Below are 13,296 nucleotides of genomic sequence, written 5' to 3'. Positions count from 1 at the left end.
CATGAACCTTCTCATTACGGGCGCGACGGGGATTGCGGCGGCGACGGTGCGGCTGGCAACGGCGGCGGGGCATAAAGTTTTTGTGACGAGCCTGCACGCCGACGACTGCGCGGCGCTCGGGGTGCCGTATTTTGCGGCGGACTTGACCGACTCCGCACAGGCGACGGCGGCGGTGGCGGCGGCGGTGGCGGAGCTGGGGAGCCTGGATGGCGTGTTCTGCGTGGTCGGTGGGTCGGGGCGGCGGTTTGGGGATGGGCCGCTGGACGCCTGCACCGACGAGGGCTGGCGGCAGACGTTCGCGCTGAACTTGGACACAACTTTCTTTATCGCCCGCGCCGCGCTCACGCAGTTTCTGGCGCAGGGAACGGGAGGGAGTTTGGTGCTGACGGGGTCGGTGCTGGCGACACACCCAGAGCCGGGGAAGTTTGCGACCCATGCCTACGCGGCGAGTAAGGGCGCGATCTTGAGTCTGGTGACGACACTCGCTTCCTACTACGCGCCGCAGAAGATTCGGGTGAACGCGGTCGCGCCGGGGCTGGTGCGCACGCCCATGAGCCAGCGCGCCCAGGGTGATGCCGAGATTCTAGCGCTCATGAAGACCAAGCAGCCCCTCGCCGAGGATCTGCTCGATGCCGACGAGCTCGCCAAGGCCGCACTGTTCTTGCTGAGCGAGAGCGCCGCGCAGATCACCGGGCAGACCCTCACGGTAGACGGCGGCTGGTCTGTATCGTAGAATGAGGGCGTGAGTAGTAGTCCAACCCTTTCGTATCTAGAAGCCTGTCGCCAGATGGTGGAGACAGTCGCGGCGCAGGAAGCGGCGATGCAGCAAGCGGCGGCGCTGTTTGCCGCCACGATCCTGACCGGGCGCATGGTCCATGTCTTTGGCTCCGGGCATAGCCGCATGATGGTCGAGGAGATGTGGCCACGCTACGGCTCCTACCCCGGCTGGAATCCCTTAGTCGAGCTCTCACTGAGCTTCCATAACCTCGTCGTGGGCGCCAATGGCCAGCGTCAGGCGATGTTCCTGGAGAATGTCTCGGGGCTGGCGGAACAGATCCTGCGTAACTTTGATCTCAAACCCACCGACTCCGCGCTGATTATCTCGTCGTCGGGGTGTAGCCTAGTGCCGGTGGAGCTTGCCGAGATTTTCCAGAGCCGGGGGATTCCCGTGGTGGCGATTGTCTCGAAAGTCCACGCGGAGGCATCGGCGAGCAAGCGCAGCGATGGGAAGAAGCTGATGGACTTCGCCGAGATTGTCCTCGACACGGGCGCACCGATTGGCGATGCGATAGTGCAGATTCCGGGGATGGAGATGAAGGTCGCGCCGGGCTCCACCGTGGGCGGGGCGATGCTGGTGAACTGCATGAAGGCGGAGACGGCGAAGCTGCTGACGGAAGCCGGAAAGCCGCCTTTGGCCCTAGCCGGAGCGGTGGCGGTGGGCTCCGCCCGGAGCGTGGAGATTTTTCAAGCGGCGTACGACGAGCACGCGCACCGACTGGCGCGGCTCTTTGAGTCGGTAGGAGGAAACGATGGCACAGGAGGACGACCGGCGTAAACATCTGGAGATGATCCAGGCGGTGATTGCGCGGCTGGCGAACAACGGATTTCTGATCAAAGGCTGGGCGGTGACTCTGACGATAGGGGTCGCCGTGTTTGCCCATAAGCGCGACACGCCGCTTGTCTACCTGGTTGCCCTCGTTCCGATCCTAGTGTTCTGGTGCCTCGATGCCACGTTTCTCTACCACGAGCGCCGCTACCACCGCCTCTACCACAGGGCCAGTATCCGTCGCGCCAAGCTCTTTCGCATGACCCCCCACCCCGAGCTAGACAAGGCGGGCTTCTGGATCGCGCACCTGTTTAAACCGACGATCTGGCCGGTCTATCTTGTCTTGCTGCTGGTTCTTCTTTTTGTCGGGCGGTAAAATACCCGCCTCGGATTGGGGGAGCGTCCCGGGGACGCGCAAAGCCCCTAAATTTGTGCGTCCCCGGGACGCTCCTTACTTTCTGCCGGGTATTTTAATGCCCGGCGCCCGGTCAAGGATGCCAGAGCTTGCTATCGTTGAAGAAATCCGGGGTCTTGGCGGCGAGCTCCCGCCCATCGCGGCCGGGCTGGGTGTACTTAGCAAAAAACGCGTCCAAGCGCTCCCGTAGCTCCACAATCGTGGCGGCGTTTTTAGGGTCACCGAGGACATTTTTCGTCTCCCGCGGATCGCGCTCCAAGTCGTAGAGCTCATCGCCGGTTGCTTGGGGGGCGTACCGCACGACCAGCTTCCACTTGGGCGTGCGAATCATTCGCGCGGTTCCGTACTCACAAAAGCTCGCATCGCCCCACTTGCTATCGACGGCGTTTCCCAGCAAGCCAAGATAGCTATGCCCCGGCCCATCGTAGCCCGGCGCGGGAGCGCCTGCGGCCGCCAGCACCGTCTGAAAAAGATCGCAGTGGCTGGCCGGGGCCGCACTCACCGTCCCCGCCGCGATCTGACCGGGCCAGCGCAGGACACAAGGAACCTGGATGCTCTCGTCGTAGAAGTTTGGCGGCTGGGTGGCGTTACCCTTAAAGTAGAGCCCGTGGTGCCCGTTCATGTGCCCATGGTCGCCCGTGTAGACCACCAGTGTGTTGTCCAGCTCCCCGATTCCATCCAGATAGTCTAAAACCAGCCCCACTTGCTCGTCGATCATTTCTACGGCGGCGTAGTACTGCTCCAGCCGGCGCCGGTGCTCTTTCGCATCGGGGAGCTTCCCCGGCACCCGCGCCGCGTTCCCGAGATACTTCTCCTTGGGAATGTCCGAAAAACTGTCTTTTGCATGGCTCTCGACCAGCCGCTCCGGGTGCATCGTAAACGGCGAGTGCGTATCCACATGCCCAATAAAGCAAAAGAACGGCCGGTTTTTATCGCGCTTTTCCAAGAACTCCAGCGCCTTTTTGGTCACAAACGGCGCCCGGTGACCATTGTGCTCCACGGGGACACCGTTGTGCGTAAACTTACAGACTCCCTTGTGCGGGTACTGCTCTTTATTCTCCCCGAGGTAGTCGTCGAAGCCCGGCTGCTTCTCCCAGCTCGCGCCGCAGTGCCACTTTCCAAAGTGACCTGTCTGGTAGCCCGCTGCTTTGAGCCGCTCTGCCAGATTGACCTCGCCCTGCAAGCGAATGGTCGGGCGGGTTGGCTCTTGAATCCAGTCGTGAATCCCGTGCTGCGATGGCATGCGCCCCGTCCAAAAGCTCGCACGCGCCGGCGAGCAGACCGGCCCCGGCGTGTAGGCATGGGTCATCCGTGCCCCGGTGCGGGCCAAAAAATCCATCGCGGGCGTGTGCAGCTCTTTGTTGCCCGCACAGCCCATCGCCCACGGCCCGTGGTCATCGGTGAGAAAGACAAGAATATTGGGCTGTTTCATTACTTTAAGTTGTCCAGCAGCATCTCTGCCGTGGCGATATTGGTGGCGAGCGGGACATTGTGAATATCGCAGACCTTCATCAGGGCGTTGATATCCGGCTCGTGCGGGTGCGCGGTGAGGGGGTCGCGTAGGAACACCACGGCGCGCACCTTCCCCTCCGCGATCATCGCTCCGATCTGGAGGTCCCCGCCGCGCGGCCCCGAGAGCACGCGTTTTACGTCCAGGCCCGTCTCCGCCTCGATAATCCCCCCCGTGGTCGCCGTCGCCACCAGCGGCAGGCCGTCGAGGCGCTTCTTGTGCCGTCGCACGAAGTCCGCCATCACATCTTTCCGTCCATCGTGGGCGATCAGCGCCACGTACTTTTCGTCACTCATGCGCCCATTTTACCTTGGATACAAGACGGTATACTGAGCGCATGGCCTACTCAAACTTCACCGATCTCTCCGTCTTGCGGCGGGATTTTGGCCTGACCATTTCGTTCCAGGCCCGCCTTTTCGACAGCGAGTACACCGCCACTCCTAGCGACTTTCTTCGAACCGCCCTCCGCGAGTACGAGCCTCTGGCACTAGCCATTGGAACCGAGAAAGCCCGCTCCGAGCTGCTCATCATGCCGATTCTGGCGGAGGTACGCCGTCAGTGCGACCAACAAATTAGCCTATTTTCCGGTGTGGACTTCAACGTGGATGCCGAGCGCGGTCTCAACGGTTACTGCGACTACCTGCTCTCCCGCGACAGCAACCCATACTCCATCCATGCGCCTGTCTTTGCCGTGGTCGAGGCCAAGAACGAGAAGATCAACCTCGGGCTGGCGCAGTGTGCCGCCGAGCTGGTCGCCGCCCGCATCTTCAATGCACGCGAAGACAGTACACTCCCCATTCTCTACGGCGCCGTCACCACCGGAAGCAACTGGCGCTTTCTCCGACTCACCGACGATCACCTGGAGATAGACGGAGACGAGGAGTACCTCCACCCCATCGAGCGACTACTAGGAATTCTGCTTACCATCGCGAGTTAGCGTGCCTCGTCGGGGGAGTGTTCTCGGAGCCAGACCCGCAGCGGGACATCGTCGTCGGTGGGCGAGTAGAAGCCGTTGCAGTTGGTGCCGTAGCCGAGGAGCTGCTTGCGGATCGGATCGGAGTGGGGCCAGAGGTCCTGGACCGTCATGTCGTCCTTGGTGCGAATCCAGCGGTAGCCGTAGCCGTAGAAGAGAATCTTGCGGGTGATCTCGCTCCAGTTGGGGCTGGCGGTGTGCCAGAGGCGCCGGTCGAAGAACACCGCGGTGCCGGGCTTCACCTTCACGGGAATCGCGCCCGCGGGCTGGCCTTCGCGGTTCTCCGGGAGCGTGAGGGTGTCGTCTAAATGGCTCCCGGGGATGATCCAGAAGTTGCCGCGCCCCTCCTCGCTGGTGTCGGAGAGAAAATACGCCACTTTCAGCGAGAGGCGCGGACGCGGGTGACTCTCCATTTCTTGGTTGACCCGACCGCTGTCCTGGTGCCAGCCAAAGGTCTTGTTGTCGCGCGGCTTGCCCGAGGGCGGCGTGACGATCAGATGCGCGTGGTAGAGGTAGATATTCCAGCCCAGAATGCCCCAGACCTTTGGTAGAATCTTCTCGTAGTCCACTAAGTCCGCGAACTCCGGGGCATCGGGGATGAAGTTAGGGTAGAAGAGAGCCGTGTGCGGATCGAAGCCTGCCGCGAGCTTCTTTTCGTGGACCGTGTCGGTGAGGGCGGTCAGGCGTGCGACCTGCTCGCGGTTGAGTGCGTCCTCGACAATCAGATACCCTTGCTCGTTAAAGTGCCTTCGCTCATCGTCGGTGAGGCGGAACGGTAGCGCCGTTGTTTCCATATTCTAGATTTTGCTCTAAAATGCGGGCGTATGCAACTAGGAATCGGAGCCTGGCGGTGGGGCCAGCACTACGGGCGGCGGCTCAAGCGCCTGGAAGACCACTACGATGAGGCACTCGCCAGTGTAAAAGCGGCGGGGGCGAGCTGTTTTGAGCCCTTTCTCTCGGAGGACGCGGCGGATCGGGAGCGCTTAGGGAAGGCGATGGACAGGCACGGGCTGGCGCTGCTCTCGACCTACCGAAATGTCCGCCTGCACGAGCCCGGTGCCGAGGCGAGCTTCGATGCGCTCACCGAGGCGGCACTCTGGGCCAAGGCGCGGGGCGCACAGTGCCTGACGATCAATGCGGAGCCGCTGGCGTGGGGCAAGCCGCAGGACAAGACCGACGACCAGCTGCGCCTGCAAGGCCGTGCCCTGCGTGCGCTCTGTAGCACCCTGAGTGCCGAGGGCGTCCTGGTCGCCTACCACATCCACGATGCCGAGCTGCGCCACGGGGCGCGCGAGCTCCACGCCATGCTGGCCGCAGTTCCTGCCGAGCTCATGGGCTTTTGTTTCGATCCCCAGTGGGTGCACCGTGGCTGCGGCGGTAGCCAGGTCGCGGTGGAGACCCTGCTCTCCCTCTACGGCGAGCGCCTCTGCTGTCTGCACCTGCGCCAGACCCAGGGCGGCATTTTTACCGAGAGCTTCCAGCAAGGCGGCGACATCGACTTTACCCCCATCGCGGCCTACGTAACACAGCACTGCCCCACCATCCCGGTCTATATCGAGCAAGGCTGGGAGCCCGGCACGCCCGAGTCCCTCTCCCGCACCGATACCGACCAGCGCAGCATCACCGAGGCACGCGAGCTGTTTGGTTCCTAACCCGCACGGAAATCGTGCGGCTATGGGGCGTCGTGCCTCCGCCGCCTCGCTCCGCTCGGAAATTGTACCGACGAGGAACGAGGAGGCGGCCAAAGGCCCTACAGCCGGACGTTTACCGTCCTGGCTAAAACCACGGTCACAAGACAATTTAATCAACCCTCCCCGGTAATTTGGTATCCTATCGACATGAAGACACAAGGGGCAGGATTGGCGCTGGTGCTTGGCCTGGGAGCCATGACCATGGGGCTGACACAAGGACGAGTCGAGCAGATTGGGGAGCAGGCCGGCGGCGCGGCGTTGGTATCGTCGAACCAGCGCATCACGCCTGTGGGGAAGTTGCAGACCCTGCGGGCGTCGCGGCCCAAGGATGTGGCGGTCTCGCCCGATGGTGCGCTCGTGGCGGTGCTGGCGCAGAACCAGGTTGCGCTCTACAGCGCCACGGGCGAGTCAGTCGCGAGCGTCGCCGGAATCGAGGCGGGGCCACTGGGGATTGTCTGGGAGCCGAGCGGGCAGGCACTCTACGCGACATTAGCGGGGGGAAAAGTCGCGCGCTTTGCCAAGAGCGAGAGCGGCTGGAAGAAAGACAAAGAGCTCACGATCGACTCCGTGGGTGCGCTCGGCGACCCGGATATCGCGGCGGGAACCCAAGGGCGTGGCCGGCAGACCGGCGATCCGCAGCTCACCGGGCTTGCGATCTCCCCCGATGGGGCGCGGCTCTATGTGGGGATGGGGATTCGCAACGTGATCGCAGTCGTGAACCTCACCACGGGCAAGACCGAGCGCACGGTGCTCGTCGATGCGGCTCCCTATCACCTACGCCTCTCGCCTGATGGCAAGACACTCGCGGTCTCATGCCGGGGCGGGCGCGTCGCAGGTAAAAACGAGGCCAGCGCGGACTCGGCGGGCACGGCGATTCGGATCGACACCAAGACCGACGCGGCCAAGAGCGGCAGTGTGGCACTGGTCGATACGGCGAGCCTGACGGCGCGAAAAGTGGAAGCGGGCCGGCAGCCGTCGGGGCTGGCCTTCACGAAAGACAGCAAGACGCTCTACGTCGCCAGCAGCGACGACGACACGCTACAAGTGCTGGACGTTGTTGGTGCCAAAGTCACCCGCGCCTTTGTTCTGGCCCCCGAGCAAGACCCTGGCTTTGGGCAGATTCCCACCGCGGTCGCGCTCAGTAGCAATGAAAGAGTCGCCTACGTGGCCTGTGGCGGTGCCAACGCGATCGCGCATGTCGAGCTGGCGACGGGCAAGATTCTCGGCTACACCCCCACCGGCTGGTACCCGATTGCCCTCTCAGGCTCCCCCATGCATGGGGGCGGGGGGGGCTTGGTTGTAGCAAGTAGCAAGGGCTACGGGAGCCGAACGCTGCGCGAGAAACCATCGCCGGCATCGGGGGTGCACGGGACACTGGGACTCGTCCAGTTCACGCCGCCGACCATCGCCGATCCCAAGGTCGTGGCCGAGAACAACCGCTGGGGCATGGCAGAGAGACCCGCCCGGCGTGGGGTCGCGCCCGTGCCCGTGCCCGAGCGTGTTGGGGAGCCATCGGTGTTCAAGCACGTGGTCTACATCATCAAGGAAAACCAGACCTACGACTATGTCTTTGGGGACATGAAGGAGGGCAACGGCGACCCCAAGCTGGCGCTCTTCCCCGAGGAAGTCACCCCCAACCACCACGCGCTGGCCCGGCAGTTTGTCTTGCTCGACAATACCTACACCAGCGGGACGAACTCCGCCGACGGTCACCAGTGGAGTGTTTCTGCTGTCGCCAATGACTACATGGAGCACAACTACGCCGCCCACACGCGCTCGTACCCCTACGACGGTGGCGATGCGCTCTCGGGCTCCCCGACAGGTTTTTTGTGGACCGCGGCGGTCGCCAAGAAGAAGTCCGTGCGGGTCTACGGCGAGTTTGTCAACAAGCCCGTGATCACCGACACGCAGACCGGCAAGCCCGTACGCCCCGGCTGGAAGACACTCTGGGACGACTACAAGAGCGGCGGGAAGCGCTACGCAATGAAGCCGGGCACGGACAACGCCGCGCTCCGGCCCCTGCTCCACCCCACCTACATCGGCTTCCCCTCGACCGTCTCCGACCAGTGGCGCGCCGACCAGTATCTCGCCGATATCGACCAGTTCGAAAAAGACGGCAAGATGCCAAACCTCTCGATCCTACTCCTCCCCGACGACCACACGGCGGGCACCCGCGCCGGTGGCCCGACCCCACGCGCCACGGTCGCCGACAACGACCTGGCGCTGGGCCGAATTGTGGAGCGCCTCAGCAAGTCGAAGTTCTGGAAAGAGACCCTGATCCTGGTGATCGAGGACGACTCGCAGTTTGGGGTGGACCACGTGGACGGTCACCGGACAGTCGCGCTGTGCATCTCGCCCTACACCCGGCGCGGCAGTGTCAATAGCACGCTCTTCAACCACACGAGCTTTATCCGCACGATCGGCCTGACCCTAGGCTTCCCGGCGATGAACCGCTTTGACCGCACCGCCACCCCTCTGACAAGCTGCTTTACGAGCACGCCGGACCTCACGCCGTTCGCCGCACTCCCCAACCGCATCCCCCTCGATGAGCTCAACCCCGGCAAGGTCGCTCTCTCCGGTGAGGCCCGCCGCCTCGCCGAGGCGTGCGAGAAGCTCAACTGGGACGATGTGGACAAAGCCGACGCCGAGACGGTCGCACGGGCGATCTGGAGCGCCCAGCGCCCCGGTATTCCGTTCCCCCGTGCGCTGTACCAAGCGCCCACGGGAAGTGATGGGGATGGGGACGAGTAAGGGAGATAGGGCATGCCTCAGCATCCCTCCCCCGGCCCCTCCCTTCGCTCTGTTTCCCGCTTCGCGGGGACGAAGGGAGGGGGCCGGGGGGAGGGATGCCGGGAGGGATGCCAAACTCCCCCTACCCCCCCGCCGCCTTCCGGCGCTTGGCGACCTCGCGGTTGTCGGCGGCGGCCTTCATGTCTGGCTTGAGCTCTAGGGCTTTGGTGTAGTCAGCAATCGCATCGTCGTACTTGCCGCGCTGGAAGCTGGCATTGCCGCGCTTGAAGTAGTTCAGGGCCTCCTTAGGATCGTCGGCGACCGCCTTGTCGTAGTCCGCCCAGGCCTCGTTGAAGCGCTTGAGCTCGTAGTGGATATCGCCCCGGTTACGTAGATACGTCCCGCTCTTAGGCCGGATCGAGACTGCCTTGTCGTAGTCCGCGAATGCTCTCTCAAAGTCTTTCGTGGTCTCGTAGAGCACGCCACGGAAGTTGTAGGCATCGCTGTAGTCAGCCTTCAGCGCGATGGCCTTGGTGCAGTCCACGATTGCCTGGGCGTACTTTTCCTGGCGGGCGAGCACGTGGGCATGGTCGAAGTAGTCCTCTTCGTCCAGCACATTCGACTTCAGATCGCTCTCAAACTCCTCTAGGATCTGGGCATCGGTGCGCTTGTCGCCCACCAGCAGCCGGCGGAGGCGGTCCTCGGCTTTCTTCTGGGCGCGCTCGGCCTTGATGAGGGCGGCGGAGCTCTCGCTGAGCTGCTTGCTGGACTCGGCGATCTTGCCCATCAGACGCTTGAAGTCGTGGCGGGCGGCCTCGGCCTTGTCGGCGTCGGAGAGGTTGGCCGCGACCGCGGGCAGGGTGGGGTCGAGCTCATGTGCCTTGGTGTAGTCCGCGAGTGCTCCTGGTCTATCGCCCTTGAGCCGCTTGGCCCGCGCCCGCCCCACCAGATGGTCCGCGTCCTTGGGAGCCAGTGCAATCGCTCTGTCAAAGTCCGCAATCGCCTCGGCGTACTGCTTGTTCTCGACATAGGCATCCCCGCGGCTGGCGTAGTTTCCCGGAGTCGGCTTCAGCGCGAGCACCTGGCTCCAGTCGGTGAGTGCTTTACCCCAGTCCTTCTGCTGCTGACGTAGGACCGCGCGCTTGACCAGGTAGTCCGGGTTCTTGGGCTCAGCCTGCACCACGAGATCGAGCTGCTCCCCTGCGCCCGTGAAGTCCTTTGCTCCGCTCAGGGCATCCGCGAGCTTCAGGCGTGCAGCGCTATCGGTCCGCCCTCGTGCGACGGCCTGCTTGAGCTCCTTAAGTGCCTGCGCCCGGTCTGCATCGGTCGCCGTGAAGCTACTGGTGAGGGCCACTGCGTGCTCGTAGAGCGCATCGGGGTTGTTGGGGTCGGCGGCCAGCGCACGGTCAAAGAACTCGCGCGCCTCTTTGACCACCCCGATCATCCCCAGGTTCGCGAGCTTGCCCTGGAGCACCAGTGCCGCGGCGTTCTTAGGCTCGGCGGCGAGCAGCTCCTCAAGGATTCTCTTTGCAGCGGCCCGAGGCTGGGCCGCGTTGAAGAGCCCGGCTTTCTCTGCCTCCTCGACATACTTCTTCGCACGCTCCAGCGGCGGCAGTGCCGCCGAGGGCGCGGCGGCGAGCTTCTCACGAGCTGTCTTCAGGAACTCAACCGCCCGCGTGTAGTCTGGCTTGACCTTTACCGCAAGCTCCAGGTCGTTCACCGCCTCGGCGAGACGCCCGAGCCGCGAGTAGACCAGTGACCGGTTGGTGAGGTCCAGCGCCATGCTCTCCAGCTGCTTACCGATTGAGGAGACCGTGATGGAGGTCGAGTAGTCGGCCAGGGCGGCGTCCAAGCGGTTGGCCTTAAAGTGGAGCCCGCCGCGGTTTCCCCAGGCACCAGCGGTCAAGGGACGAATCTCAATGACCTCGGTGTAGCCCGCCATGGCCTTCGTGGTATCGCCTGCCTTCTCCGCAGCCAGTGCCTCCTTAAACAAGGGCTCGATATCGACCTTCTCATCGATGGTGCGGTGGCTCTGGGCGTTCTTACGTGCTCCTTCTTCAGTGTAGGTGCGGGTGCGGCTCTTGTCCAGCGCCAGGGCTTTGTCCAGGCAGATCTTCGCCTGCTCCAGGTTCCCCAGGAGGTACTGTGCATCCCCACGCAACGACCAGGCGGCAGCAAAGCCCTCCTCGGAGACACAGGCCGCGATGGCATCGACCAGGGCACGGAGCGGCTCGTTCTTGGAGCGCCAGGCATCGCCGCGGTTGGTGTAGCCAATCGCCCGCAGGTGCGCCGTCCCCTCCCCCAGGGCAAGCGCCGTCAGCCCGCTCGTGTCGTCGGAGATCGCGCCATCGAGGTTGCTGTTCTGGGAGCGCACGAAGCCACGCATCAGCCAGGCCATGTGGTCCTTGGGATCGAGGGCGATGGCCCTGTTGTAGAGCGGCTCGGCAGCGGCCCAGTCTTTGGCGCTTGTGAGTGCTTCGGCGCGCTTCATCAGCTCCGGGCGGCTCTCTTGGGTGCGGGCAAGGGTCGGAGTGGGAGTGCTAACGGTGCCGATCAGAGCGGCGGTAAGAGGCAGAGCATACGAAAATCGATTCATGGCTTTCTTCCTAAAAAGCAGTCTATAGTTAAATCGTGACGGCAGCGTTACAAACCTACTTATTTCTTTTGCCTCAGCGCCTCCCCTAGCTCCTTGGCCTCTTTGCTCTCGGGGGCGAGCTTCAGCGCGAGCTGGCAGTCATCGCGGGCCTCTTGGGAGCGGTCTAGCGCGGCGTAGACCCGTGCACGGAGCAGGAGCATCGGGACCTGGAACTTCTCCGAGCTCTTGGTCAGGGCGATACTGACGAGGGGGATGGCATCTCCCAGTGCCTTGTCGTAGTGCTTGAGGTTGAACTGCGCCACCGTGCGCCCTTCCCAGCCGGGGAGCTGGTCGGGGCGGCGCTGGGAGACACGGACAAAGAGTGCCAGTGCGTCGTCGTCGTGTTTCTCCTCAAGCGCCTTGCTAGCCTTGGCACGCTCGTCGGTGGCCAGTGCCAGCCCCGCTGCATCGTCGTTGTGGGCAATCGGCAGGTACGCCTTGGCATGGAGTGCGGCGATTGTGGCATCGAAGCGGCGGTTTTTTGCCTGCTCGGGCACCTTGCGCTCGGCCTCACGGAGAGCCGCCTGGGCATCGTCGAGCTGCCCCAGCGCGTAGTAGGCATCGGCGCGCGCGAGCCAGGCCTCGCCACTCTCAGGATTGAGGGCGGTGGCCAAGACGGCATCGACCGAGGCCTTGAGCGGGTCGTCGTCGCGCAGAAAGAGCTTGGCCCGCATCACCAGGGTCTCCGCGAGGCGCTGGTCCCGCACGAGCAGGTTGGGGACCGCGCCTTTGAGGCGAATCAGGGTCTCGCGGTGGGTGAGCGCCTGAATCGCTCCCGCCCGGTCAAGACGCCCCAGGCAGACACGTACCCGAAGCAGCGGCACCTCGGTCCCCGTTGGATCTTTCTTCTCCAGCTGGCCACAGAGCAGTTCGGCAAAGTCCAGGTCGGTCTCCCGCTCAAAGGCACGTGCCCGCCGCAGGTAGGCATCGTAGCGGTTGAGGACCGCGCGTGTCAGTAACTCGGCATCGCCGCTCATCCCGGCCAGCGTGACCGCCGTGGAGAGGTCGGGGATGGCCTCGGTATCGTGGTTCTGTGCTTGGAGCACGAGCGCCCGGTTCGCCCAGGCAGTAACATTGAGCGGGTTTCGTGTCAGCGCCTCGGTGTAGCCCGCCTTTGCCTCGTCCAGACGCCCTTGCTGGTGCGCCGCCAGCGCCTTGGCAAGGGCCTCGTCGGTGCCCTCGGCCCCAAAGAGCGGGGTGCGCTTGGCGTTGGCCTGCGCCTCCTCCGCGGTGAAGCGGCGTGTCAGAGCGGCGTCCAACGCCGTGGCCTTCTGCAGAAACGTCTTCGCCAGCTCCAGCCCCCCCAGCTGGTAGCTAAGATCGGCACAGAGCGCCCAAGCCCGCGCGTTTTTATTGTCGAGGGTCGTCGCGGCCTGTGCATCGACAAAGGCACGGAGCGGCTCGTCCTTCTTGCGCCAGCACTCCGCGCGACGGAGATAGACCAGGGCGCGGGCTTGGACGGGAGCTCCCTGCATCGCCAGCCGCACCAGCGCGACCGAGCTATCGTCGATGGCACCAGTCCAGTTTCCCTGCGCCTCGCGGCTGGCCGCCCGCTGGGACCAAGGCAGGGGGTCTTTCCAGTCGATTGCGATCGCTTTCTGGTAGAGCGCCTCCGCCTCCGTCCAGCTTTTCTTCTGAGTCAGGGCATCGGCTTGCTGAAGAAGCGCATCACGGGTCTGCGCGAAGACGGGCGCATGGGCAACGCAGGCAGTGGCAAGAAAGACGAGGCCAAAAGCTCGGTTCATGGTGTTGTTCCTTGGCTCTATTTTACGCAAGAATCGTTACAGAGGCGTAAC

11 protein-coding genes are annotated in these 13,296 nt (G+C 63.8%); 6 read left to right on the top strand and 5 right to left on the bottom strand.

Annotation, left to right across the window (positions count from 1 at the left end; all coding sequences use genetic code 11):
- Window position 1 precedes the first annotated feature (1 nt).
- Genes HNQ39_RS07320 through HNQ39_RS07310 form a run of 3 tightly spaced genes read left to right on the top strand, consistent with a single transcriptional unit; the run spans window position 2 to window position 1,922 of the window.
- On the top strand, window positions 2-733 hold the full coding sequence (locus HNQ39_RS07320) for an SDR family NAD(P)-dependent oxidoreductase (protein ID WP_184193287.1): 732 nt from the start codon (window positions 2-4) through the stop codon (window positions 731-733).
- 9 nt (window positions 734-742) lie between these two features.
- Window positions 743-1,555, top strand: a complete 813-nt coding sequence (locus tag HNQ39_RS07315; protein ID WP_221289864.1) for a sugar isomerase domain-containing protein — start codon at window positions 743-745, stop codon at window positions 1,553-1,555.
- Complete coding sequence (locus tag HNQ39_RS07310; RefSeq protein ID WP_184193286.1) at window positions 1,530-1,922, top strand: hypothetical protein; 393 nt, start codon at window positions 1,530-1,532, stop codon at window positions 1,920-1,922. The genes HNQ39_RS07315 and HNQ39_RS07310 overlap by 26 nt, the downstream gene beginning before the upstream one ends.
- Before the next feature lie 112 nt (window positions 1,923-2,034).
- Here the strand turns inward: HNQ39_RS07310 and HNQ39_RS07305 are convergent, their stop codons facing one another.
- Together HNQ39_RS07305 and HNQ39_RS07300 are read right to left on the bottom strand one after the other, a co-directional pair.
- A complete protein-coding gene (locus tag HNQ39_RS07305; protein ID WP_184193285.1) occupies window positions 2,035-3,393 on the bottom strand; it encodes a sulfatase family protein in 1,359 nt (452 codons plus the stop codon).
- Window positions 3,393-3,767, bottom strand: coding sequence for a methylglyoxal synthase (locus tag HNQ39_RS07300; RefSeq protein WP_184193284.1), 375 nt, complete (start codon window positions 3,765-3,767; stop codon window positions 3,393-3,395). The genes HNQ39_RS07305 and HNQ39_RS07300 overlap by 1 nt, the downstream gene beginning before the upstream one ends.
- Window positions 3,768-3,808: 41 nt before the next feature.
- Here HNQ39_RS07300 and HNQ39_RS07295 point away from each other — a divergent pair, with 41 nt between their 5' ends.
- Window positions 3,809-4,408, top strand: a complete 600-nt coding sequence (locus HNQ39_RS07295) for a hypothetical protein (protein ID WP_184193283.1) — start codon at window positions 3,809-3,811, stop codon at window positions 4,406-4,408.
- Here HNQ39_RS07295 and HNQ39_RS07290 read toward each other — a convergent pair.
- Window positions 4,405-5,238, bottom strand: a complete 834-nt coding sequence (locus HNQ39_RS07290) for a phytanoyl-CoA dioxygenase family protein (protein ID WP_184193282.1) — start codon at window positions 5,236-5,238, stop codon at window positions 4,405-4,407. The two genes, HNQ39_RS07295 and HNQ39_RS07290, sit on opposite strands and share 4 nt — an antisense overlap.
- A gap of 30 nt (window positions 5,239-5,268) precedes the next feature.
- Between HNQ39_RS07290 and HNQ39_RS07285 the strand changes: the two genes are divergently transcribed.
- Window positions 5,269-6,096, top strand: coding sequence for a sugar phosphate isomerase/epimerase family protein (locus tag HNQ39_RS07285; RefSeq protein ID WP_184193281.1), 828 nt, complete (start codon window positions 5,269-5,271; stop codon window positions 6,094-6,096).
- A gap of 186 nt (window positions 6,097-6,282) precedes the next feature.
- A complete protein-coding gene (locus HNQ39_RS07280) occupies window positions 6,283-8,886 on the top strand; it encodes a bifunctional YncE family protein/alkaline phosphatase family protein (RefSeq protein WP_184193280.1) in 2,604 nt (867 codons plus the stop codon).
- Window positions 8,887-9,007: 121 nt separating this feature from the next.
- Here HNQ39_RS07280 and HNQ39_RS07275 read toward each other — a convergent pair whose 3' ends face one another.
- Together HNQ39_RS07275 and HNQ39_RS07270 are read right to left on the bottom strand one after the other, a co-directional pair.
- The gene (locus HNQ39_RS07275) at window positions 9,008-11,461 is read right to left on the bottom strand and encodes a tetratricopeptide repeat protein (RefSeq protein WP_184193279.1); all 2,454 of its coding nucleotides are present in this window, start codon (window positions 11,459-11,461) and stop codon (window positions 9,008-9,010) included.
- 59 nt (window positions 11,462-11,520) lie between these two features.
- On the bottom strand, window positions 11,521-13,245 hold the full coding sequence (locus HNQ39_RS07270) for a tetratricopeptide repeat protein (RefSeq protein ID WP_184193278.1): 1,725 nt from the start codon (window positions 13,243-13,245) through the stop codon (window positions 11,521-11,523).
- Window positions 13,246-13,296 lie beyond the last annotated feature (51 nt).

This window comes from Armatimonas rosea, assembly GCF_014202505.1.
Lineage (GTDB): Bacteria > Armatimonadota > Armatimonadia > Armatimonadales > Armatimonadaceae > Armatimonas > Armatimonas rosea.
This window is presented reverse-complemented; position numbering and strand designations above follow the sequence as displayed.

Excerpts from the sequence above, each read along its gene's own strand:
- HNQ39_RS07285 (WP_184193281.1), top strand. The coding sequence starts at position 5,269 with ATGCAACTAGGAATCGGAGCCTGGCGGTGGGGCCAGCACTACGGGCGG.
- HNQ39_RS07275 (WP_184193279.1), bottom strand. The coding sequence starts at position 11,461 with ATGAATCGATTTTCGTATGCTCTGCCTCTTACCGCCGCTCTGATCGGC.
- HNQ39_RS07320 (WP_184193287.1), top strand. The coding sequence starts at position 2 with ATGAACCTTCTCATTACGGGCGCGACGGGGATTGCGGCGGCGACGGTG.
- HNQ39_RS07305 (WP_184193285.1), bottom strand. The coding sequence starts at position 3,393 with ATGAAACAGCCCAATATTCTTGTCTTTCTCACCGATGACCACGGGCCG.
- HNQ39_RS07295 (WP_184193283.1), top strand. The coding sequence starts at position 3,809 with ATGGCCTACTCAAACTTCACCGATCTCTCCGTCTTGCGGCGGGATTTT.
- HNQ39_RS07300 (WP_184193284.1), bottom strand. The coding sequence starts at position 3,767 with ATGAGTGACGAAAAGTACGTGGCGCTGATCGCCCACGATGGACGGAAA.
- HNQ39_RS07310 (WP_184193286.1), top strand. The coding sequence starts at position 1,530 with ATGGCACAGGAGGACGACCGGCGTAAACATCTGGAGATGATCCAGGCG.
- HNQ39_RS07280 (WP_184193280.1), top strand. The coding sequence starts at position 6,283 with ATGAAGACACAAGGGGCAGGATTGGCGCTGGTGCTTGGCCTGGGAGCC.
- HNQ39_RS07270 (WP_184193278.1), bottom strand. The coding sequence starts at position 13,245 with ATGAACCGAGCTTTTGGCCTCGTCTTTCTTGCCACTGCCTGCGTTGCC.
- HNQ39_RS07290 (WP_184193282.1), bottom strand. The coding sequence starts at position 5,238 with ATGGAAACAACGGCGCTACCGTTCCGCCTCACCGACGATGAGCGAAGG.